The sequence below is a fragment of the Leclercia sp. UBA2479 genome (assembly GCF_002341985.1).
GTDB lineage: Bacteria > Pseudomonadota > Gammaproteobacteria > Enterobacterales > Enterobacteriaceae > Enterobacter > Enterobacter pneumoniae.
In genome coordinates this window covers 126,149-149,423 of sequence record NZ_DDPB01000010.1, presented here as the reverse complement: position 1 = coordinate 149,423, position 23,275 = coordinate 126,149, and the positions used below count along the sequence as shown (strand labels likewise).

At 56.1% G+C, this 23,275-nt stretch carries 20 protein-coding genes; 10 read left to right on the top strand and 10 right to left on the bottom strand.

The features are described 5' to 3' along the window. Positions 1–47: 47 nt before the first annotated feature. The 7 genes from aroB to B3B59_RS16595 form a co-directional block, all read right to left on the bottom strand. Positions 48–1,136: a 3-dehydroquinate synthase gene (aroB, locus tag B3B59_RS16625; protein ID WP_046886755.1), complete on the bottom strand. Its 1,089-nt coding sequence runs from the start codon at positions 1,134–1,136 to the stop codon at positions 48–50. A gap of 57 nt (positions 1,137–1,193) precedes the next feature. Continuing rightward, a complete protein-coding gene (gene aroK, locus B3B59_RS16620; protein ID WP_010436374.1) occupies positions 1,194–1,715 on the bottom strand; it encodes a shikimate kinase AroK in 522 nt (173 codons plus the stop codon). Between the two features lie 296 nt (positions 1,716–2,011). Continuing rightward, on the bottom strand, positions 2,012–3,247 hold the full coding sequence (gene hofQ, locus B3B59_RS16615; RefSeq protein WP_046886756.1) for a DNA uptake porin HofQ: 1,236 nt from the start codon (positions 3,245–3,247) through the stop codon (positions 2,012–2,014). Then, positions 3,192–3,509, bottom strand: a complete 318-nt coding sequence (locus B3B59_RS16610) for a HofP DNA utilization family protein (RefSeq protein ID WP_286809571.1) — start codon at positions 3,507–3,509, stop codon at positions 3,192–3,194. Before B3B59_RS16610 ends, hofQ begins: the two co-directional genes overlap by 56 nt. A 43-nt stretch (positions 3,510–3,552) precedes the next feature. After that, positions 3,553–4,017 carry a hypothetical protein gene (locus B3B59_RS16605; RefSeq protein ID WP_154298946.1) on the bottom strand — a complete coding sequence of 155 codons (465 nt, stop codon included), beginning with the start codon at positions 4,015–4,017 and terminating at the stop codon, positions 3,553–3,555. Continuing rightward, positions 3,998–4,537 (bottom strand): PilN domain-containing protein, encoded by a 540-nt coding sequence (locus B3B59_RS16600; RefSeq protein ID WP_286809570.1) that lies wholly within the window; start codon positions 4,535–4,537, stop codon positions 3,998–4,000. The genes B3B59_RS16605 and B3B59_RS16600 overlap by 20 nt, the downstream gene beginning before the upstream one ends. After that, positions 4,534–5,316, bottom strand: a complete 783-nt coding sequence (locus tag B3B59_RS16595) for a hypothetical protein (protein ID WP_046886759.1) — start codon at positions 5,314–5,316, stop codon at positions 4,534–4,536. The genes B3B59_RS16600 and B3B59_RS16595 overlap by 4 nt, the downstream gene beginning before the upstream one ends. Before the next feature lie 120 nt (positions 5,317–5,436). On the opposite strand from B3B59_RS16595, the gene mrcA reads away from it, so the two are divergent. Then, the gene (gene mrcA, locus B3B59_RS16590) at positions 5,437–7,989 is read left to right on the top strand and encodes a peptidoglycan glycosyltransferase/peptidoglycan DD-transpeptidase MrcA (RefSeq protein ID WP_046886760.1); all 2,553 of its coding nucleotides are present in this window, start codon (positions 5,437–5,439) and stop codon (positions 7,987–7,989) included. A 47-nt stretch (positions 7,990–8,036) separates the two neighbouring features. Here the strand turns inward: mrcA and nudE are convergent, their stop codons facing one another. Then, positions 8,037–8,597: an ADP compounds hydrolase NudE gene (gene nudE / locus B3B59_RS16585; RefSeq protein WP_046886761.1), complete on the bottom strand. Its 561-nt coding sequence runs from the start codon at positions 8,595–8,597 to the stop codon at positions 8,037–8,039. A 322-nt stretch (positions 8,598–8,919) separates the two neighbouring features. Here nudE and B3B59_RS16580 point away from each other — a divergent pair, with 322 nt between their 5' ends. The 5 genes from B3B59_RS16580 (at position 8,920) to pckA (ending at position 15,111) form a co-directional block, all read left to right on the top strand. Beyond that, positions 8,920–11,055: an intracellular growth attenuator family protein gene (locus B3B59_RS16580; protein WP_046886762.1), complete on the top strand. Its 2,136-nt coding sequence runs from the start codon at positions 8,920–8,922 to the stop codon at positions 11,053–11,055. Positions 11,056–11,121: 66 nt separating this feature from the next. Then, positions 11,122–11,805, top strand: a complete 684-nt coding sequence (gene yrfG / locus B3B59_RS16575) for a GMP/IMP nucleotidase (RefSeq protein WP_207292523.1) — start codon at positions 11,122–11,124, stop codon at positions 11,803–11,805. Beyond that, complete coding sequence (hslR, locus tag B3B59_RS16570; RefSeq protein ID WP_040078288.1) at positions 11,802–12,203, top strand: ribosome-associated heat shock protein Hsp15; 402 nt, start codon at positions 11,802–11,804, stop codon at positions 12,201–12,203. The genes yrfG and hslR overlap by 4 nt, the downstream gene beginning before the upstream one ends. 23 nt (positions 12,204–12,226) lie before the next feature. After that, positions 12,227–13,105, top strand: coding sequence for an Hsp33 family molecular chaperone HslO (gene hslO, locus B3B59_RS16565; protein ID WP_040078654.1), 879 nt, complete (start codon positions 12,227–12,229; stop codon positions 13,103–13,105). 389 nt (positions 13,106–13,494) lie between these two features. Further along, entirely contained in the window at positions 13,495–15,111 is a 1,617-nt protein-coding gene (gene pckA, locus B3B59_RS16560; protein ID WP_286809569.1) for a phosphoenolpyruvate carboxykinase (ATP), read from the top strand. 102 nt (positions 15,112–15,213) lie between these two features. On the opposite strand, the gene envZ is transcribed toward pckA, so the two are convergent. Together envZ and ompR are read right to left on the bottom strand one after the other, a co-directional pair. After that, positions 15,214–16,560 carry a two-component system sensor histidine kinase EnvZ gene (gene envZ, locus B3B59_RS16555; protein ID WP_286765038.1) on the bottom strand — a complete coding sequence of 449 codons (1,347 nt, stop codon included), beginning with the start codon at positions 16,558–16,560 and terminating at the stop codon, positions 15,214–15,216. Continuing rightward, entirely contained in the window at positions 16,557–17,276 is a 720-nt protein-coding gene (ompR, locus tag B3B59_RS16550; protein WP_001157751.1) for a two-component system response regulator OmpR, read from the bottom strand. The genes envZ and ompR overlap by 4 nt, the downstream gene beginning before the upstream one ends. Positions 17,277–17,503: 227 nt before the next feature. Between ompR and greB the strand changes: the two genes are divergently transcribed. The 4 genes from greB to feoB all read left to right on the top strand — a co-directional run bounded on the left by greB (position 17,504) and on the right by feoB (position 23,275). Then, positions 17,504–17,977, top strand: a complete 474-nt coding sequence (gene greB / locus B3B59_RS16545) for a transcription elongation factor GreB (RefSeq protein ID WP_040078285.1) — start codon at positions 17,504–17,506, stop codon at positions 17,975–17,977. An 87-nt stretch (positions 17,978–18,064) separates the two neighbouring features. Beyond that, positions 18,065–20,395, top strand: a complete 2,331-nt coding sequence (locus B3B59_RS16540; protein ID WP_286809568.1) for a Tex family protein — start codon at positions 18,065–18,067, stop codon at positions 20,393–20,395. 303 nt (positions 20,396–20,698) lie between these two features. Beyond that, positions 20,699–20,926: a ferrous iron transporter A gene (gene feoA / locus B3B59_RS16535; protein WP_040078283.1), complete on the top strand. Its 228-nt coding sequence runs from the start codon at positions 20,699–20,701 to the stop codon at positions 20,924–20,926. A gap of 30 nt (positions 20,927–20,956) precedes the next feature. Then, entirely contained in the window at positions 20,957–23,275 is a 2,319-nt protein-coding gene (feoB, locus tag B3B59_RS16530) for a Fe(2+) transporter permease subunit FeoB (protein ID WP_286809567.1), read from the top strand.

The window sequence follows — 23,275 nt, the reverse complement described above, 5'->3', positions numbered from 1 at the left end:
CTGAAGCAAAATGGCTACGTTTTACGGTAGCCGGACCTTTCTAGTTGTTACGCTTGCTGGCAATCAGCAATAGCGCCAAGAACGACATCGTGCGGCACTCCGCCGCGTACTTCACTCTTTCCTATTGCCAGCGGAAGCACCAGACGCATCTCGCCAGCCAATACTTTTTTGTCGCGCATCATATGAGGCAGGTAAGCCTGCGCCGACATCTCCTGCGGGCCGCTTACTGGCAAGCCAGCGCGCTTGAGCAGGGTAATGATGCGTTGCGTCTCGTCGGGGGTAAACTGTCCCAGGCGTTCAGAAGTGCGGGCCGCCATAACCATGCCCGCAGCAACCGCCTCGCCGTGCAGCCAGTTGCCGTAGCCCATTTCGGCCTCAATAGCGTGACCGTAAGTGTGCCCCAGATTCAGTAAAGCACGTAAGCCGGATTCGCGCTCGTCTGCGGCAACGACTTCTGCTTTCAGCTCACAGCACCGACGAATGCAGTACGCCATCGCCTGACCATCCAGACGCAACAGCGCATCCATATTCTCTTCCAGCCAGCTAAAGAACTCACCGTCAAGAATAATGCCGTATTTGATCACTTCCGCCAGGCCAGAGGATAACTCACGCGCAGGCAAGGTTTGCAGACAGTCGAGATCCACCACCACCGAAGCGGGCTGGTAGAACGCGCCAATCATGTTTTTGCCAAGCGGGTGGTTAACGGCCGTTTTGCCGCCCACGGAGGAGTCCACCTGCGAAAGCAGTGTGGTAGGAACCTGAATAAAGCGCACACCGCGCTGATAGCTTGCCGCAGCGAAACCGGTTAGATCGCCAACAACGCCGCCCCCAAGGGCAACCAGCGTCGTATCGCGACCGTGCGGTTTTTGCAGCAGCGCGGTGAAGACGGTATCAAGAACCGCCAGGCTTTTAAATTGTTCGCCATCCGGCAGGATGACGCTGTCGACTTTCACACCCGCCTTTTCAAGAAGAAGGCGGATTTTTTCGAGATAAAGCGGCGCCAGCGTCTCATTGGTGACCAGCATCACCTGATCGCCCGCTTTCAGTGGCAAAAAGGAAGCTGGATCGTTAAACAAGCCAGCCGCGATGGTGATGGGGTAACTACGTTCCCCGAGAGTGACGGTAATCCTCTCCATGACGCGACATCCACCTTAAATGCTTATACCCGCAGGCGAGTGTGTATTAAGCCAGAATCAGTTGCTTTCCAGCATATGAATAATCTGGTTTGCGACCACTTTAGCGCTCTGATCGTCCGTGCGAATGGTGACGTCAGCAATCTCTTCGTACAGCGGATTGCGTTCACCTGCAAGGGCTTCCAGAACTTCGCGCGGAGGCGTTTCAACCTGCAGTAATGGGCGCTTTTTATCGCGCTGCGTACGTGCCAGCTGTTTTTCGATGGTCGTCTCGAGATAAACCACGACACCACGGGCGGAGAGACGGTTACGGGTCTCGCGTGATTTTACAGAGCCGCCGCCAGTTGCCAGCACGATGCCCTGTTTTTCCGTAAGTTCATTAATAACTTTTTCTTCACGGTCACGGAAACCTTCTTCGCCTTCTACATCGAAGACCCAGCCCACATCAGCTCCGGTTCGTTTCTCAATCTCTTGATCAGAATCGTAAAATTCCATATTGAGTTGTTGAGCTAACTGGCGCCCAATAGTGCTTTTGCCGGCACCCATAGGCCCAACCAGAAAGATATTGCGTTTCTCTGCCATTTTTTCGGTACTACTAAGACTATTCGTTAATGGTAAACCCGCTTCGCCGACACCTGGCGTAACAGGGCATGAACTGAAACCTCATATGCGATAGAGCGAGAGTCAGACTAAAAATTATCTCAGTACTCCCGGTTGTTTGGCAACAGAATAAATCACCGGACCAGAAGCTTAAGGCGTAAAGGCGCATGACCAGACAAGCTGACACTCAAATCGGTACTCCTTGTATGCTAATTCATGCCCCACGTCAAACATCTGCAACAAACTGAATGCAAAATCACTACGGGGATCGTTACCTGTTAGCGCGTCGTCACCAGGCGAGGCGTAATAAAAACCACCAGCTCCCGGCGCTCTCTCTCTTTTCCGTCATGGCGAAATAGCTGCCCTAACAACGGAAGTCCTCCCAGCCCCGGAACCCGTTGACTGCCGGTTTTATGCTTCTGCGAAAAAATGCCGCCTAACGCCAGCGTTTCACCGCTTTTAACTTCGACCTGGGTTTCAATCTCTTGCTTATCGATCGCCAGCGTTTCCCCCTCCGCCTGCTGCAATACCTGGCCTGGAGTATTTTCGCTGATCCGCAGCTTTAAGCGCACGCGTCCGTTGGCCAGTACCACGGGCGTCACCTCCATCCCCAGCACCGCCTCTTTAAATTCTACCGAGGTGGCACCGCTCTCTCCGCTGGAGACCTGATACGGGATCTCACTGCCCTGTTTGATGCTGGCAGGCTGCATATGCGAGGCCAATAGCCGCGGGCTGGCAATGATCTCCAGCTGCTGTTTCTGCTCCAGCGCAGAGAGCTCAATATCCAGCAGCCGACCGTTAATCCGCCCGATATTGAACCCCAGCCGCCCGGTAGCATTAGCGACCGCCAGCTCGCTGTTCAGCGTGGTGAGCTGGCCGGGTTTACCCGCCTGCTGCGCTTCCGCCAGGTTCCACTTTACCCCCAGCTCACGCAGGCTCTTTTCGCTGATGGTGACAATATGCGCGGCCAGTTCAACCTGTGCCACGGGCAGATCCATCTGCTCAACCCAGCGCGATATTGACTCCAGGACTGCCCGGCTATCACGAACCAGCAGCCGGTTGGTGCGTTTGTCCACCGCCAGTGTCCCCCTGGCACTGAGCAGTTTCTCCGCCGCAGCCTGCAGATCGCTGGCATCCGCATAGGAGAGGGGGATGCTACGCGATTCCAGCGGAGCGTTCTGGGCCCTTTTATTGCGCTCAGCCTCCTTGCCCGCCTGCTGTTGTTGTTGCCATACAGCGGTATGAACGAAATAAATGCCGTTCTCTTCCCGCAGTACCAGCCCGGCGCTGTTCACCACCGTCTGGATTGCCTGGCGCCACGGCACGTCCGTCAGCCGTAGGGATACCTTGCCCGCCACCTCGGGAGAGATGATCAGATTGCGGTTTTCCTGCTCGGCCAGCGCTTGCAGCACCTGCGCGACGGGTACCTCGTCCACCACCAGGCTGATGGTTGTGGGCTTAGCCATCAGCGGCGGCGTGCAGATCAGTAATAGCGCGACGATCCCTGTTCTCATTTTTTGTTGTTCCTTCTCGTGGCCATCGCCAGTGCTGCGGTTCACACGCAGCTAAGGTATCGATGACGAATTCCTTCTCATTAAATGCCAGCACTCGCCAGCCGGTGGACAGCGTTTCACCGTCCCGCACGCGAAGCCAGCGGCCATTCGCATCCCGTATAATGCCGAGCGGCCTCTTTCCACTCACTACCCCCGAAAAGCGCCATTCGCCCGTTTTGCCGTTGGGGCAGTTCGACGGCGGCGGCTGAAACGGGTCGCGCATGCCCAGCAACAGGGGCAGGCTGATAAGCAGCCACCTTATCCTCCTACCCCGCATTCTGGCGCTCCAGTTGCAAAACCACCTGTAAACTTTGCTGCTCTGGCGCAACGCTAAAGCTCGTCACCGCCACATCACGCTGGGCCAGCAAGCTGAAAAGTGCGGGGATCGCTGCCCAGGCGGCATCCAGGACCAGTTCCCCACCTGCCGCAGCCGGTTGCCAGCGCACCAGACGCAGGCCATTGGCGTTGAACGCCAGCGGCGTAAAAGGCTGAGCGGGAGAGGTTATTGCCTCAGCCGGGGGCGGAAAGAGTTTTCTCGCCGCAGACCACATAGCACGGTGAGAAGCCGCTTCACGTTGTCGCTGCGCCTCCAGCGAAATGAGCTGTTGTTGGGCTGGGCGGTAAAACGAGAGCCACCAACCCAATAGCAACAACAGGGAACTGGCCAGCCAGACGACGCATCGCCAGCGCGGCGTAAGCGCGTACCAGCGCTCAAAGGGGACCGGCATCATTCGCCTCCCGCTTACTCAGGGCGTAGCTAAACTGCCAGCGTCCCTGCGCATCCTGACGCATCTCGCCTGCGGGCTTGAGCAGGAAACCGGGAAATGCCTCAAGCGCGCGCTCCAGCCGATTCAGGGCGCCTGGCGTGGAGGTGAAACCGGTCAGGTAGAGCGTGGATTGCTGAAAGCGCAGACGGGTAAGCCATGCCTGCGCGGGCAGAGTGTCTGAAAGGGTGATGAGCACCGGCTGCCAGTCGCGAGTGGCGGCTTTTTGCTGCTCCCAGCGTTGCCGTTGTTGGCGCTGATTCTGCATCGCCAGCCACTGTTTTTTGCGCTGTTCGAGCGCCTGCTTTAGCGTCAGGTTGCTGTCGCGCCACTGCTGGGATGCTGGCAAAAAAGCGAAATGGCTGGCTCGTCCGCTCAGGTACAGCGACAGGACCAGAAACAGTGAGCCGGTAAACAGCAGTCCCCAGAAGCGCACACAGTGGCGCTGCCGGCTCTGACGCCAGGGCAGTAAATTGGCGGTTCTCACCGGGCGCCCTCCCCCATAGCCAGCGCCAGCGCTACGCTAAATTCTCCACCATTTTCCGGTAGCGGAGGCTGGCAATAAGAGAGCGTTGCCCAGGGGTCGAAGCTATCGCTACCACAGCAGACGATCTCCTCTGGCTGCAGCGCCAGCAGGGCCGCCAGCTGATCTGGCGTCTCCGCCTCGGCCAGCGTTCGCCGCCCCCACTGGTGGCGCATCGCCCATAGCCATTGATCCTTGTCGCGCCAGGCGATGCACTGGGCCGGCAAGCTGAGCCAGGGAAGAAAATGCGCCAGCGCACCCGCATCGGGGGTAATGGTTGTCAGCCGCAGCCGTAACGCCACTGCCAGATCCAGTAGCGTCGCAATCTCTCTGTTTTGCGCCGCAGTGACGTGAAAAGCGTGGCTGAAGGTGTCTTCGGTGTAGTCGAAGCGTAGCGCATCAGGAGCCATCTCCAGCTCACGACTGATGGCTGTGTGAATCCAGACCACCTGCTCGTTTTCACGCAGGGTCATATCCGGGCGCGGCAGGGTGCGCTGCAGGGTACGGGAAGCAGGGAACGCGAGGAAAATCTGATGCTGCTGTGGCAGCAGCCTACGCCACTCCCCCAGCGCGGTTACCAGCTGTTGGGGTTGCAAAATTTGCCCGTCGCGGATGATGCCAGGCACCAGCGGGATCTGCCACCAGCGGCGTAAACCCCAGCCCGCCTTCTCCTTGACCAGTGCGACGGCAAGCACCTTATCCTGTTGAATATGCAGGCCTGTTCGCCATGTTTTGAACGCCATGTTTCACGATCTCCTTATCACCGCCGGGGATGACGGCTATATCAATGATCCAGGCTTGCCTTTATACTACCGCGCGATTGTTTAGAAACTGCCCAGGTCCAACTAAATGGGAAATCTCCGGTGAAGTTCGTAAAGTATTTATTGATCCTTGCAGTCTGTTGCATTCTGCTTGGAGCAGGCTCGATTATTGGTTTGTACAAATATGTAGAGCCCCAGCTACCTGATGTTGCCACGCTGCGCGATGTGCGACTCCAAATCCCCATGCAGGTCTATAGCGCTGATGGCGAGCTCATTGCTCAATACGGTGAGAAGCGCCGTATCCCGCTGACCTTAGATCAGATTCCGCCGGTGATGGTGAAAGCGTTCATCGCAACGGAAGACAGCCGTTTTTATGAGCACCATGGCGTTGACCCGGTGGGAATTTTCCGTGCCGCCAGCGTCGCGATGTTCTCAGGCCATGCGTCTCAGGGTGCAAGTACCATTACCCAGCAGCTTGCGCGTAACTTCTTCCTCAGCCCTGAAAAGACGCTGATACGAAAGATCAAAGAAGTGTTCCTGGCGATCCGCATTGAGCAACTGCTGAACAAGGACGAGATCCTTGAGCTTTACCTCAACAAGATCTATCTCGGCTATCGCGCCTATGGCGTGGGGGCTGCGGCGCAGGTCTATTTTGGTAAGTCGATCGATCAATTGACGTTAAGCGAAATGGCGACCATTGCCGGCCTGCCGAAGGCGCCGTCAACCTTTAACCCGCTCTACTCGCTGGAGCGCGCAACTGCCCGTCGTAACGTGGTGCTGTCGCGTATGTTGAGCGAAGGCTATATCAGCCAGACGCAGTACGAGCAGGCGCGTAACGAGGTGATTAACGCCAACTATCACGCCCCGGAAATCGCCTTCTCGGCCCCTTATCTCACCGAGATGGTGCGTCAGGAGATGGTTTCCCGCTACGGCGAGCAGGCGTACGAAGATGGCTATCGTATTTACACCACCATCACCCGCAAAGTGCAGCAGGGTGCGCAGCAGGCCGTGCGTAATAACGTCATGGATTACGATATGCGCCACGGTTACCGTGGCCCGTCGAACGTCCTGTGGAAGGTGGGTGAAGCGGCCTGGGATAGCAAAAAAATCACGGATTCCCTGAAAACGCTGCCGACGTATGGCCCGCTTATCGCCGCAGTCGTGACCAGCGCCAACCCGCAAGAGGCCACGGCGATGATGGCCGACGGCACCTCAGTGTCACTGCGTATGGAAGGGATCCGCTGGGCGCGTCCGTACCGCTCTGATACCGCACAGGGCCCAACGCCACGCAAAGTGACCGATGCCGTCCAGGCGGGCCAGCAGATCTGGATCCGCCAGGTCGGAGACAGCTGGTGGCTGGCACAGGTTCCGGACGTCAACTCTGCGCTGGTCTCAATCGATCCCCACAACGGTGCCGTGCTGGCGCTGGTAGGTGGCTTCGATTTCAACCAGAGCAAATTCAACCGTGCAACCCAGGCGCTGCGCCAGGTCGGCTCGAATATCAAGCCATTCCTCTATACCGCGGCGATGGATAAAGGGTTGACGCTCGCCAGTATTCTGAACGACGTGCCGATTTCTCGCTGGGATGCCGGGGCCGGTTCCGACTGGCGTCCGAAAAACTCCCCGGCGGAGTATTCCGGGCCTATTCGCCTGCGTCAGGGGCTGGGTCAGTCGAAGAACGTGGTGATGGTGCGAGCGATGCGTGCCATGGGCGTGGATTATGCCGCTGAGTACCTTCAGCGTTTCGGTTTCCCGGCACAGAACATTGTCCATACCGAATCGCTGGCGCTGGGCTCCGCCTCCTTTACGCCGCTGCAGGTGGCGCGCGGTTATGCGGTGATGGCGAACGGCGGTTTCCTTGTCGATCCGTACTTCATCAGCAAAATCGAGAACGATCAGGGCGGCGTCATTTTTGAAGCGAAGCCTAAAATTGCCTGCCCGGAGTGTGATATTCCGGTGATTTATGGCAACACGCCGAAGTCTGACGTGCTGGAAGGCAAAGATATGGAAGATGTTGCCGTGTCGCAAGAGCAGCAAAACGCCACCGTGCCAATGCCGAAGCTCGAGCAGGCTAACCAGGCGCTGGTGTCGCAGGTGGGTGCGCAGGAGTACGCTCCGCACGTCATCAACACCCCGCTCTCCTTCCTGATTAAAAGCGCGCTCAACACCAATATCTTTGGTGAACCGGGCTGGCAGGGTACAGGCTGGCGTGCAGGACGTGATTTACAGCGTCGAGATATCGGCGGAAAAACCGGTACCACCAACAGTTCGAAAGATGCGTGGTTCTCCGGCTACGGCCCGGGGGTGGTGACCTCCGTCTGGATCGGCTTTGACGATCACCGCCGTGATTTGGGCCGTACCACTGCCTCTGGCGCCATTAAGGATCAGATCTCGGGCTACGAAGGCGGAGCGAAGAGTGCTCAGCCAGCATGGGATGCCTATATGAAGGTGGCCCTGGACGGCGTACCGGAACAACCTCTGACCCCGCCGCCAGGCGTGATCACGGTGAATATCGACCGCAGCACCGGTCAGTTAGCGAATGGCGGCAACAGTCGTGAAGAGTTCTTTATCGAGGGCACCCAGCCAACGCAGCAGGCTGTGCACGAGGTAGGTACAACGCTAATTGATAACGGCGAAACGCACGAGCTGTTCTGACAGCCATAAAAATAGCCCGGCTCGCCGGGCTATTTTTTTATAAGCAATTACAACCGCCCCTGTCCTTTTAGCCATTCCCTCACCAGGAACAACGCACTGACGTTGCGCGCTTCATTGAAATCAGGTTCTTCCAGCAGATCCATCAGATGCGCCAGCGGCCAGCGTACCTGCGGCAGCGGCTCGGGCTCGTCGCCCTCCAGCCACTCCGGGTAGAGATCTTCTGCCAGAACAATATTCATTTTGCTTGAGAAGTAGGACGGCGCCATGCTCAGTTTTTTCAGGAACGTGAGATCCTTCGCACCAAAACCCACCTCTTCTTTCAACTCACGGTTTGCTGCCTCAAAGACAGATTCACCCGGGTCGATAAGCCCTTTCGAGAACCCCAGCTCATAGGACTCTGTACCTACCGCATATTCGCGGATCAGAATCAGATGATCGTCAATAATCGGAACAATCATTACCGCTTCGCGCGTGGACGGACGCATACGTTCATAGACGCGACGCACGCCGTTGCTGAATTCCAGATCCACGCTTTCGACATTAAACAGACGCGACCTGGCGACAGTTTCAACATTCAGAATCGTGGGCTTTTGTAATGGTTTGCTCATATTGAGGGGTCTTTGCTGAGTGGACTCACGTCATTGTGCGATATGCCGCACGGGTTCGGCAACGTTCATCGCTCTGTATTTACATTTATGCAACTTATAGGGATTCATCCCTTATTTCAAACTGAAAGTCAAGAGGTTGAAATATGTCCAGGAATTTGCTGATATCCGCCATAGATTGCCTTTGCTATCATGACGGATCACTGGGACGCGTTTCAAATTGCTCAAGTTTGACTCCACACATGCCGATAGCCGAACACAGATTCTCATTCATTGTAAAAGGTGCAACTGATTACACCTGTAAAATAAGTAAGATGGGGAAAGCATGAGCACCATTTTGTTTTTTATCGCTGCTATGCTGGCCTGCGCAATGATTGCAGGGTGGGTGTACAGGCGTCGGGCAAAACGTCAGTATCGACTGCCCTTTTTAAATGCGTTTGCTGGCGCAGGCACGCGTAAACTCACTGCCGAAGAGCGCAGTGCCGTTGAGCAATATCTCGACGCCTTTAACCGCATTCAGCTAACGCCAGGTCCTACAGGCGCCAGCGCGGCACCGGTTTCCCTTACTCTGAATGCGCAGAGCAATACCGTGCTTTGCGTAACACGCTCTATTACCCGCTACGGCATTACCACTGACGATCCCAACAAGTGGCGTTATTACCTGGACTCTGCCGAAGTCCACCTGCCGCCGTTCTGGGAGCAGTACATCAATGATGAAAACAGCGTTGAACTGATTCAGACCGACTCCATTCCACTGGTGATTGCCCTTAACGGCCACACCATTGGTGAGTATGTGCAGGAAGCGCCTCGCTTTGCGCTGGAACATGTCAGCGCTACCCAGGCCTCTATCCGCGGTGAAGAGACCGAGCAAATCGAATTGCTTAATATCCGACAGGAGACGCACGAAGAGTATGCCTTAAGCCGCCCGGACGGGATCCGCGAAGCGGTACTGATTGTGGCCTCTTTCCTGCTGTTCTTTTTCTGCCTGGTAACGCCTGACGTGTTTGCTCCCTGGCTGGCTGGCGGCGGTGTTCTGCTGCTGGCTGCCGGTTTATGGGGGCTTTTTGCCCCGCCAGCGAAAAATACCCTGCGTGAAATTCACTGCCTGCGCGGTACGCCAAAACGCTGGGGTCTGTTTGGCGAGACCGATCAGGACCATATCAATATTTCGCTCGGTATTATCGACCTGATTTATCCCCGTCACTGGCAGCAGTGGATTGCCCAGGACATCGGACAAAAAACCGATATTGATATCTATCTCGACAGGCACGTCGTGCGCCAGGGGCGCTATTTATCCCTGCACGATGAAGTAAAAAACTTCCCCCTCCAGCACTGGCTGCGTAGTACCGTCATTGCGGGCGGCGCAGCCATTGTGCTGGCGATGCTGTTCTTCCTGGTGCCGCTGGATATGCCGCTCAAATTCACCCTGTCATGGATTAAAGGGGCGCAAACCGTTGAGGCCACCAGCGTCAAACAGCTTGAAGAAGCAGGTATTCGCGTGGGTGACACCCTGCGTCTGAAAGGAACAGGAATGTGTAACATCCACGCGCCTGGCACCTGGACGACCCGACAGAACTCGCCGTTCACGCCGTTTGACTGCTCACAACTTATCTGGAATGACGCCCCGCCGCTGCCGCTGCCGGAGTCCGACACCGTTAACAAAGCCGTTGCGTTAACCGAGGCGCTGAGTAACCAGCTCCACCCGAAACCAGACACGAACTCTCGCGTTAGCCCGGCGCTCCGCTCGGCCATTCAGAAGTCAGGCATGGTGCTGCTGGATGACTTCGGCGACATCGTAATGAAAACGCAGGATCTCTGTTCAGCGCAGGATGAGTGCGTGAGGCTGAAAAATGCGCTGGTGAATCTGGGTAACAGTAAAGACTGGGAGACGCTGGTCAAACGTGCCAGCGCCGGCCGACTGGATGGCGTGAACGTACTATTGCGCCCGGTTAGTGCGGAGTCTCTCGATAATCTGGTAGCGACCTCCACCGCGCCGTTCGTGATACGTGAAACCTCCCGTGCAGCGCAGGCGCTGAACAGCCCGGCTCCCGGTGGCTTTATCATTATCAGCGATGAAGGCACCGATCTGGTCGATCAACCCTATCCACCCGTGGCGTTGTATGACTATCCGCCTCAGGAACAGTGGGGCGAGTTCCAGCGCCTGGCGCAGATGCTGATGCAAACGCCGTTCAGCGCGGAGGGGATTGTCACCGGTATCTTTACCGATGCCAACGGCACCCGCCATGTTGATCTGCATCGTATGCCGGATAGCGCAGGGCTCTGGCGCTATATCTCCACCACCCTGCTGATGTTGGCGTTGGCTGTCTGTATTATCTGGAATGGTTTTCTGGCGCTGCGCCGCTATCAGCGCTCGCGCACTCGTCTGGATGAAATCCAGCAGTACTATGATAATTGCCTTAATCCGAAGCTCATCCCCTCTCCTGAAAGCCTGATCGGATAACGCTGCTGCGCGACAAGATGTGCTACCCTGTCGCGCATCTTTCTTCTGGCTGGAGAGTCCCCCCTCATGCACCTTGATATCACCTGGCAGGACGTTGATACCGTCCTGCTGGATATGGACGGCACGCTGCTCGACCTCGCGTTTGATAACTATTTCTGGCAAAAGCTGGTGCCGGAAACTTACGGCGCGCAGCAGGGCATCACTCCGGCAGAAGCCCAGGATTATATTCGTCAGCAGTATCATGCCGTGCAGCATACGCTAAACTGGTACTGCCTGGATTACTGGAGCGAGCGCCTCGGTCTGGATATCTGCGCGATGACCACCGCCCAGGGGGCACGCGCGGTACTGCGTGAAGACACGGTTCCTTTCCTGGAGGCGTTGAAAGCGTGCGGCAAGCGACGCATCTTGCTGACGAATGCGCATCCGCATAACCTGGCCGTGAAGCTGGAACATACCGGACTGGCCTCGCACCTTGATTTATTACTTTCCACCCACACATTTGGTTATCCGAAAGAGGATCAGCGTTTGTGGCAGGCGGTGGCTGAGCAAACCGGATTGCAGCCTGAAAGAACGCTGTTCATTGACGACAGTGAGCCGATTCTGGATGCCGCCGCGCAATTTGGTATCCGTTATTGTCTGGGTGTGACCAATCCTGATTCTGGTCTGGCAGAAAAAAGCTACCTGCGCCATCCGGGACTGAACGATTATCGCCGGATGATCCCCTCACTCAGCGTGAAGGAGACGCCATGAAAGAAAAACCCTCTGATGGGGTAAGACTGGATAAATGGCTGTGGGCTGCCCGTTTTTATAAAACGCGCGCCCTGGCCCGCGAGATGGTTGACGGCGGCAAAGTGCACTACAACGGGCAGCGCGCTAAGCCCAGCAAGATTGTTGAACTGAATGCCACCCTGACGCTGCGTCAGGGAAATGACGAGCGAACGGTGGTGATCAAAGCCATCACTGAACAACGTCGACCCGCGACCGAAGCCGTGTTGCTCTATGAAGAGACCGCAGAAAGCATCGAGAAACGCGAAAAAACGGCGCAGGCGCGCAAGCTGAATGCCCTGACCATGCCGCATCCCGACAGGCGACCGGACAAGAAAGAGCGCCGCAACCTGATAAAATTTAAATACGGCGAAAATGAGTAATCGTCGTTAAACGAGAGAAAACTATGGCCCAACACGACCAATTACACCGCTATCTGTTTGAGCAATTTGCTGTTCGCGGCGAGCTGGTGACTGTATCTGAAACCTGGCAGCAGATTCTGGAAAACCACAACTATCCGCTGCCGGTGAAAACCCTTCTTGGCGAGCTGCTGGTTGCCACCAGCCTGCTCACCGCCACGCTGAAGTTCGCGGGCGACATTACCGTGCAGTTGCAGGGTGACGGGCCAATGAACCTGGCCGTGATCAACGGCAATAACCAGCAGCAGATGCGCGGCGTTGCGCGCGTGCAGGGTGACATCCCGGAAGGCGCAGACCTGAAAACGCTGGTCGGCAACGGCTTCCTGGTGATCACCATCACCCCGGAAGAGGGCGAACGCTATCAGGGCGTGGTAGGTCTGGAAGGCGATACCCTGGCCGCCTGCCTGGAAGATTACTTTATGCGCTCCGAGCAGTTACCTACTCGTCTGTTTATCCGTACCGGCGAAGTAGAAGGTAAACCCGCCGCGGGCGGTATGCTGCTGCAGGTACTGCCAGCGCAGAATGCGCAGGGTGATGATTTCGAACACCTGGCCACGCTTACCGAAACCATCAAAGCGGAAGAACTACTGACGCTACCTGCGAATGATGTACTGTGGCGTTTGTATCACGAAGAAGAGGTCACGCTTTACGATCCACAGGATGTAGAGTTCAAGTGCACCTGTTCCCGTGAACGCTGTGCAGGCGCACTGAAAACGCTGCCGGATGAAGAGATCGACAGCATTCTGGCGGAAGACGGTGAGATCGATATGAACTGCGATTACTGCGGTTCACACTATGTCTTTAACGCCATGGATATAGCAGAAATTCGTAATAACGCCTCTCCGGCGGATCCGCAGGTTCACTAATCCTGTTATGAACTGCCCTCTCTGCAGGGCAGTTCATCTTCTTCTCGCTCCCTTTTTCTCGCGCTCCCCAGCCTGACTCATCTTTTTCTCTTCGTTTACGTTATGCGAATCACTTTCCATTCTGTAAGTATTACGTAATTTACTTTCATGTATGCGATTACATTCACATTCTTTTGGATTAAATCACCACCTCTTAACCTTTTAGGAACATTTTCTCCAACCAAAAAATGAATCCTGCCATAATCTGTGCCGCGGAGTGACAGGAGTTACAGCGTTTTCCGTTAAAAGGGTTTTGTCCGGATACGTAAATCTATGAGCCCCGTCGCGGTCAACAAACTCAGAAAAACCCTACAATTTTAGGCAGTACATATTGGCTAAGGAGCAGTGACATGCGCGTTAAAAGTTTAACCCCGCAAGATCTCAAGGCTTATGGTATTCACGACGTCCAGGAAATCGTTTATAACCCCGATTACGATACGCTGTATCAGGAAGAGCTTAATCCGGCACTGGAAGGCTACGAACGCGGGATATTAACGAATACCGGCGCTATCGCCGTTGATACCGGTATCTTTACCGGCCGTTCGCCAAAAGATAAGTATATTGTCCGTGACGACACTACCCGTGACACCCTGTGGTGGGCAGATAATGGTAAAGGGAAAAACGACAACAAACCGCTTTCCCCTGAAACCTGGCAGCATCTGAAATCGCTGGTCACCCATCAACTTTCTGGCAAGCGTCTGTTTATTATCGACGCTTTCTGTGGTGCCAATGCCGATACCCGTCTCTCGGTGCGCTTTATCACTGAGGTGGCCTGGCAGGCACATTTCGTCAAAAACATGTTTATCCGCCCGACCGATGAAGAATTACAGGATTTCGAACCTGACTTTATCGTGATGAACGGCGCGAAGTGCACCAACCCGCAGTGGAAAGAACAGGGGCTGAATTCCGAGAACTTTGTGGCATTCAACCTCACGGAGCGTATTCAGTTGATTGGCGGAACATGGTACGGCGGCGAAATGAAAAAAGGGATGTTCTCGGTCATGAACTACCTGCTGCCGCTGAAAGGCATTGCCTCTATGCACTGCTCGGCTAACGTGGGCGAGAAGGGTGACGTAGCGGTCTTCTTCGGCCTTTCCGGCACTGGAAAGACGACTCTCTCCACCGATCCGAAGCGCCGTCTGATTGGCGATGATGAACACGGCTGGGATGATGACGGCGTGTTTAACTTCGAAGGCGGGTGCTATGCCAAGACCATTCGTCTCTCACCCGAAGCGGAGCCGGATATCTATCAGGCCATCCGTCGCGACGCGCTGCTGGAGAACGTCACCGTCCGTGCCGACGGTAGCGTCGATTTTGACGATGCGTCAAAAACCGAAAACACCCGCGTGAGTTACCCGATTTACCATATCGACAATATTGTGAAGCCGGTATCGAAAGCGGGTCATGCCACGAAGGTCATCTTCCTTACCGCCGATGCCTTTGGCGTACTGCCGCCGGTATCTCGTCTGACCGCGAGCCAGACTCAGTATCACTTCCTTTCGGGCTTTACCGCCAAGCTGGCAGGTACCGAACGTGGCGTCACCGAGCCGACCCCGACCTTCTCGGCCTGTTTTGGCGCAGCGTTTCTCTCCCTGCACCCAACGCAGTATGCCGAAGTGCTGGTGAAGCGCATGCAGGCATCCGGTGCGCAGGCCTACCTGGTAAATACCGGCTGGAACGGCACCGGCAAGCGTATCTCGATAAAAGATACCCGCGCCATTATCGACGCCATTCTGAATGGTTCGCTGGATGACGCTGAAACCTTTACGTTGCCGATGTTTGATCTGGCCATCCCAACGGCGCTGCCGGGCGTAGAGACGCGCATTCTCGATCCGCGTAATACCTATGGCTCACCGGAGCAGTGGCAAGAAAAAGCGCAATCGCTGGCGAAGCTGTTTATTGAGAACTTCGAGAAGTATACCGATACCCCGGCGGGCGCTGCGCTGGTGAGTGCGGGACCAAGGTAAAAATAAAAGTAAAAAGGCAACGAACGTTGCCTTTTTTAATGCCTTCTCCCTCTCCCTGTGGGAGAGGGCCGCGGTGAGGGCATCAGACCGCACCTTCACGCTCTAACTCTCTTTCACCTGCCCTCGCGTAACCGGCACCGGTAACCAGGCACGAATGCTCAACCCGCCCCGCTCACTGGTACCAATCTCCAGCAGGCCGTTATGGTTGTCAACAATACGCTGCACAATCGCCAGGCCAAGACCGGTCCCGCTCGTGCTACGGGCACTGTCGCCACGCACAAACGGCTGAAACAGGTGCTTACGCTGCTCAGGTTTAATGCCCGGGCCGTCATCCTCCACCTGGAACCAGGCGCGGTTCAGTTCAGAACCGCTGCTCACTCTAATCCAGCCATTACCATAGCGGGCAGCGTTCACCACCATATTGGCGATAGCGCGTTTGATGGAGAGCGGGTGCATACGCACCTGAATTTCGCCTGGCTGCATCGCGGTTTCGATTTCGCGTTCATAACCACTCTCTGCTGCCACCACTTCACCCAGCACCGCGTTCAGATCGGCCATCTCCATGGGCATCTCCTGCCCGGTACGCAGGTAGTCAATGAACTGCTCGATAATGGCATTGCACTCTTCGATGTCTTTATTAATCGACTCGGCGAGATACCCGTCCTCTTCGCCCATCATCTCTGTCGCCAGACGGATGCGCGTAAGCGGCGTTCGCAGATCATGGCTGACGCCCGCCATCAATAGCGTTCGGTCATCCGCCAGTTGCTTCACCCCTGCCGCCATATGGTTAAAGGCACGGGTTACCGACCGCACTTCCGATGCGCCATATTCACGCAGCGGCGGTGGAATAATCCCTTTACCGACCTGCAGCGCAGCATGCTCCAGGTCGACCAGGGGTCGGTTTTGTATACGGATGAATAGCCATGCGCCGCCTATCGCCAGCAGCATAATGGCCAGGGTGTAACGGAACAGCGGCGAGAAGTCGCCCTGGTGGATTTCGGTGAGCGGTACGCGCACCCAGATATTGGGTGACAACCAGGTTTTCAGCCAGACGACCGGCGAGCTTTTGTTAACCTCGACGCGCACTTCCGTCGGGCCACCCAACTGCTGCGCCATCTGCTGGCTGAGAAATTCATAGTGCTGGGCCCAGCGCAGGCCTGCGTCTTCCGCCGCTTCGTTTGAATAGAGCGATATCCCCAGCTCCCGGTAAATTTCACGGCGGAACGCCGGCGGAACCACCAGCTGGGTGCCGTCTTCCAGCTGCAGTTTATCGGTCATCAGCATACGGACTTCGTACGCCAGAACCTTATTAAACTGTTGAAGACTAGGCAGAATCGCAAAGTTCAGCACCACCAGATAGGTCGTCACCAGGCTGACGAACAGCAAGGTGACGATCAATAACAGGGTGCGGGCAAACGAGCTTCGCGGCGAGAAACGCATTCGCCTCATGCTTTAGAGCCGTCCGGCACAAATACGTAGCCCAGGCCCCAGACGGTCTGGATATAGCGCGGATGCGCGGGATCTTCTTCCACCATGCGACGCAGGCGAGAGATCTGCACGTCGATGGAGCGCTCCATGGCGGAATATTCGCGGCCACGCGCCAGGTTCATCAGCTTATCGCGCGAGAGCGGCTCACGCGGGTGGCTGACCAGCGCTTTCAGAACCGCGAACTCACCGCTGGTGAGCGGCATTGGCTCATCTTCGCGGAACATCTCGCGGGTGCCGAGGTTAAGCTTGAACTTACCGAAAGCGATAACCGCCTCTTCCTGAGAAGGCGCACCCGGCAGTTCGTTCGCCTGGCGGCGCAGCACCGCGCGGATACGCGCCAGCAGTTCGCGCGGGTTAAACGGTTTTGGAATGTAGTCGTCGGCGCCGATCTCCAGCCCTACGATACGGTCAACTTCCTCCCCTTTCGCCGTCACCATAATGATTGGCATCGGGTTGCTTTGACTGCGCAGACGGCGGCAAATAGACAGGCCATCTTCGCCCGGTAACATCAGATCCAGTACCATCAGGTGGAAGGATTCACGGGTCAGCAGGCGGTCCATCTGTTCGGCGTTGGCTACGCTACGAACCTGGAAGCCCTGCTCGGTCAGATAACGCTCAAGCAGCGCGCGCAGGCGCATGTCGTCATCTACCACCAGAATCTTATAATTCTCTTGCATTGTGTGTACTCCCAAAGGTTCGGATACTCTTGAAGAACGTATTCTAAAAAAGTGCGCGTCTACGACCAGCTAATTCTGGTATAAATTCTAGTCGAAATTGTTACAAAGCATATTTAACAGCAGCTTATCTGCATAATCCATCACATAAATCATTATTAATCCTGTCTGTTACGCTCAGTGATACCTAATGTGCGTAAATGAGACAGGCCAGGTAGTAAGGCAAGATGATGAAAACGCCCCTGATCACCCGCGAAGGGTATGAGAACCTCAAGAAAGAGCTGGATACCCTGTGGCGCGAAGAGCGTCCGGAAGTGACAAAAAAAGTGACCTGGGCGGCTAGCCTGGGCGATCGCAGTGAAAACGCGGACTACCAGTACAACAAAAAGCGGTTACGCGAAATCGACCGCCGGGTGCGTTACCTGACCAAATGCCTGGAGAACCTGAAAATCGTCGATTACTCCCCCCAGCAGGAGGGCAAAGTCTTCTTTGGCGCCTGGGTTGAAATTGAAAACGACGACGGCGATCTCAAGCGTTTTCGCATTGTCGGCTACGATGAAATTTTTGGTCGTAAGGATTACATCTCTATCGACTCTCCCATGGCCCGCGCGCTGTTGAAAAAAGAGGTAGGGGATATCGCCATCGTCCATACCCCTGCGGGTGAAGCGAGCTGGTACGTGAATGAGATCCAGTACGTTAAATAGTCCGAGAGCACCCTCCCCGGCTGGCATTTTGCGGTGCCAGCCCGTATAACTATCCCCCTGATTTTTGATCCACAAGATGAACCAATCATGATGAAAGAGTCGCTCTGCCGCATTATTGCGGGTGATATTCAGGCCAGAGCCGAACAGGTAGAAGCTGCCGTTCGCCTGCTTGACGAAGGGAACACCGTGCCGTTTATTGCACGTTATCGTAAGGAAGTCACCGGCGGCCTGGATGATACCCAGTTGCGTAACCTGGAGACCCGTCTGGGCTACCTTCGCGAACTGGAAGACCGACGTCAGGCGATCCTGAAATCCATCGGCGAACAGGGCAAGCTGACCAGCGATCTGGAAAAAGCCATCAATGGCACCCTGAGCAAAACGGAATTAGAAGATCTCTATCTGCCCTACAAACCGAAGCGCCGCACGCGCGGGCAGATTGCGATTGAAGCAGGCCTGGAGCCGCTGGCCGATCTGCTGTGGAATGACCCCTCGCATGACCCGGAAACAGAAGCCGCCAAATTTATCGACGCCGACAAAGGGGTAGCGGATACCAAGGCCGCGCTCGACGGAGCACGCTACATTCTGATGGAGCGTTTTGCCGAAGATGCCGCCCTGCTCGCCAGGGTGCGTGATTATCTCTGGAAGAATGCCCACATTGTGGCCACCGTGGTGGCAGGTAAAGAAGAAGAAGGCGCGAAATTCCGCGACTACTTCGATCACCATGAGCCGATTGCTACCGCCCCTTCTCACCGTGCGCTGGCGATGTTCCGCGGCCGCAACGAAGGTGTGCTGCAGCTCTCCCTGAATGCTGACCCGCAGTTTGACGAGCCGCCAAAAGAGAGCCATTGCGAGCAGATCATTGCCGACCACCTCAATCTTCGCCTGAACAACGCCCCGGCGGACAGCTGGCGCAAAAACGTGGTGAGCTGGACCTGGCGCATTAAAATCTTAATGCACCTCGAAACCGAACTGATGGGCACCGTGCGCGAACGCGCGGAAGACGAGGCGATCAACGTCTTCGCCCGTAACCTGCACGACCTGCTGATGGCTGCGCCTGCTGGCCTGCGCGCGACCATGGGTCTCGATCCGGGTCTGCGTACCGGCGTAAAAGTGGCCGTGGTTGACGGCACCGGCAAGCTGGTTGCCACCGATACCATCTATCCACATACCGGCCAGGCCGCAAAAGCCGCCGTTGCGGTGGCCGCCCTGTGCGAGAAATATAACGTTGAGCTGGTGGCGATTGGCAACGGCACGGCGTCGCGTGAAACCGAGCGTTTCTACCTTGACGTGCAGAAGCAGTTCCCGAAAGTGACGGCGCAGAAAGTGATCGTCAGCGAGGCGGGCGCCTCCGTCTATTCCGCATCTGAACTGGCGGCCCAGGAGTTCCCGGATCTGGACGTTTCTCTGCGCGGTGCGGTCTCTATCGCCCGTCGTCTGCAGGATCCGCTGGCGGAGCTGGTGAAGATTGACCCGAAATCCATCGGCGTGGGCCAGTATCAACACGACGTCAGCCAGACGCAGCTGGCGCGTAAGCTGGATGCGGTGGTGGAAGACTGCGTAAACGCCGTTGGCGTAGACCTGAACACCGCCTCGGTTCCTCTTCTGACCCGCGTGGCAGGCTTAACCCGCATGATGGCGCAAAACATCGTCGCCTGGCGTGACGAGAACGGCCAGTTCCAGAACCGCCAGCAGCTACTGAAGGTCAGCCGCCTGGGGCCGAAAGCCTTTGAGCAGTGCGCGGGCTTCCTGCGTATTAACCACGGCGACAACCCGCTCGATGCCTCCACCGTTCACCCGGAAGCCTACCCGGTTGTGGAGCGTATTCTGGCCGCCACCCAGCAGGCGCTGAAAGATCTGATGGGCGACAACAGCGCGCTGCGTAACCTGAAGGCCGTCGATTTCACCGACGAGCAGTTCGGCGTGCCGACGGTCACCGACATCATCAAAGAGCTGGAAAAACCGGGCCGCGACCCGCGTCCTGAATTTAAAACCGCCACCTTTGCCGACGGCGTCGAGACCATGAACGACCTGCTGCCAGGCATGGTGGTGGAAGGCGCGGTAACCAACGTCACCAACTTTGGCGCGTTTGTTGATATTGGCGTCCATCAGGATGGCCTGGTTCACATCTCTTCGCTGGCCGATAAGTTCGTGGAAGACCCGCACACCGTGGTCAAAGCGGGCGACATCGTGAAAGTGAAGGTGCTGGAAGTGGATCTGCAGCGCAAGCGTATCGCCCTGACCATGCGTCTGGATGAGCAGCCGGGCGAGACCAACGCGCGCCGTGGCAACGGCGGCGGCGCTCGCGATCAGCAGCGTCCGGCAGCCAAAGCGGCGAAACCGCGCGGGCGTGATGCACAGCCGGCGGGTAATAGCGCGATGATGGATGCCCTGGCGGCAGCCATGGGTAAAAAACGCTAAACCTCTTTACCCTCTCCAGCCGGAGAGGGTATTTAATCCTGTAATAGTATCGTTTTATTCCTCACCCTTTATTTCATTCTGAAACCGATTGCACATCCATTATTAAACTGTAATTTATCACTCCATTAACAAATAAGTCATTTTTCCCACGAATCGAATATTCATTAAATATTGAGCAAGGTCAAACAGCCCGTAAATTAATAGCGCTATGCACATTTCGTCACAGTTTGAATATTGCTGGCAGTAACCATTCTCATTATCATTGCATCTGTTTATTATTTCACCTCAGTGTAAGTAGGCACTATGCAATTCACTCCAGACAGTGCATGGAAGATCACCGGATTCACGCGTGAAATCAGCCCGGCTTATCGACAGAAACTCCTGTCATTGGGCATGTTGCCGGGGTCCTCGTTCCAGGTCGTGCGGGTAGCACCTCTGGGCGATCCCATACATATCGAGACGCGCCGGGTGAACCTGGTGCTGCGCAAAAAAGATCTCGCATTCATTGAAGTCGAAGCCATGCCTCAATAATCCGCCAGCCGTCACCACGAGTTTTGAAAAATGAATAAATTAACCATTGGCTTAATTGGTAATCCAAATTCCGGCAAGACCACATTATTTAATCAATTAACTGGCGCACGTCAGCGCGTGGGAAACTGGGCGGGCGTTACGGTTGAACGAAAAGAGGGACAATTTTCGACTACGGATAATAATGTCACGCTGGTTGACCTGCCGGGTACCTATTCTCTTACCACTATCTCGTCGCAAACCTCGCTCGATGAACAAATAGCTTGTCACTATATTTTGAGCGGCGATGCAGATTTACTGATTAACGTGGTGGATGCCTCTAACCTCGAGCGCAATCTCTATCTGACATTACAGCTGCTGGAGCTTGGGATCCCCTGCGTGGTGGCGCTGAACATGCTCGATATTGCGGAGAAACAGAAAGTCCGCATCGATATCGACGCGCTGGCCGCGCGCCTGGGCTGCCCGGTGGTGCCGCTTATCTCTACCCGTGGTCGTGGTATCGATGCCCTGAAGCTGGCCATTGACCGTCACCAGAAGAATAGTGACCTTGAGCTGGTGCACTACCCACGCCCGCTGCTGCGCGAAGCCGATCGGCTGGCGCAATTCATGGACCCGACGATGCCGCAAAAACAGCGCCGCTGGCTTGGTCTGCAGATGCTGGAAGGAGATATCTACAGCCGCGCTTTTGCCGGCAATGCCGCCCAAAAACTGGACGCGTCGCTGGCCCATCTCAGCGAAGAGCTGGATGACCCGGCCCTGCATATCGCCGATGCCCGCTATCAGAGTATCGCCGCCGTCTGCGAAGTGGTTAGCAATACCCTGACCGCTGAGCCCAGCCGCTTCACCGCTGCGGTAGATCGCATTATCCTCAACCGCTTCCTCGGTCTGCCCGTCTTCCTGCTGGTGATGTATTTGATGTTCTTGCTGGCAATCAACATTGGCGGGGCGCTGCAACCGCTGTTTGATGTCGGCTCGGTGGCAATCTTCATTCACGGTTTGCAATGGCTCGGCTACACCCTGCACTTCCCCGAATGGCTGACCATTTTCCTCGCCCAGGGGATTGGCGGCGGGATCAACACCGTTCTGCCGCTGGTTCCCCAGATTGGCATGATGTATCTGTTCCTCTCCTTCCTGGAGGACTCTGGCTACATGGCCCGCGCGGCTTTTGTGATGGACCGTCTGATGCAGGCGCTGGGTCTGCCGGGCAAATCTTTCGTGCCGCTGATTGTCGGCTTCGGCTGTAACGTCCCGTCGGTGATGGGGGCGCGAACCCTTGATGCGCCACGTGAACGACTGATGACCATCATGATGGCACCCTTTATGTCCTGCGGCGCGCGTCTGGCGATTTTCGCCGTCTTTGCGGCGGCGTTCTTCGGCCAGCAGGGAGCGCTGGTGGTCTTCTCGCTGTACGTCCTCGGGATTGTGATGGCTATTCTTACCGGCCTGATGCTGAAGCACACCATTATGCGTGGCGAAGCGTCGCCCTTCGTAATGGAGTTGCCGGTCTACCACGTCCCGCACCTGAAAAGCCTGCTGATTCAAACCTGGCAGCGTCTTAAAGGCTTCGTGGTGCGCGCCGGTAAAGTGATCGTGGTGGTCAGTATTTTCCTTAGCGCCCTGAATAGCTTCACCCTCAGCGGGAAAGCGGCCGATAACATCAACGACTCCGCGCTGGCCTCCGTCAGCCGCGTCATCACGCCGCTGTTCAAACCCATCGGCGTGCATGAGGATAACTGGCAGGCCACCGTTGGGCTGTTTACCGGTGCGATGGCTAAAGAGGTGGTCGTCGGAACACTGAACACGCTCTACACCGCCGAAAACATTCAGGAAGAGGCCTTTAACCCGGCGGAATTTCACCTCGGTGACGAGCTGTACAGCGCCGTGGATGAAACCTGGCAGAGCCTGAAAGAGACCTTCAGCCTGAGCGTGCTGGCCAACCCCATCGAAGCCAGCAAAGGCGACGGTGAAATGGCGACCGGCGCCATGGGCGTGATGAGCGAGAAATTCGGCAGCGCCTCAGCCGCCTACAGCTATCTGATATTCGTTCTGCTCTATATTCCGTGCATCTCGGTTATGGGGGCGATTGCCCGCGAGTCCAGCCGCGGCTGGATGGGCTTCTCCGTACTGTGGGGGCTAAACATCGCTTATTCGCTCTCTACGCTCTTCTATCAGACGGTCAATTTCAGCCAGCATCCGCAGTTCAGCCTGGTCTCTATTCTGGCGGTGGTGTTGTTCAACGTGGTACTGCTTGGCATGCTGCGCCGGGCGCGCAGTCGCGTGGATATTAACCTGCTGGCGACACGTAAAACGCCGGCTCACTGCTGCGACAGCCCGGCAGAAAGTTGCCACTAA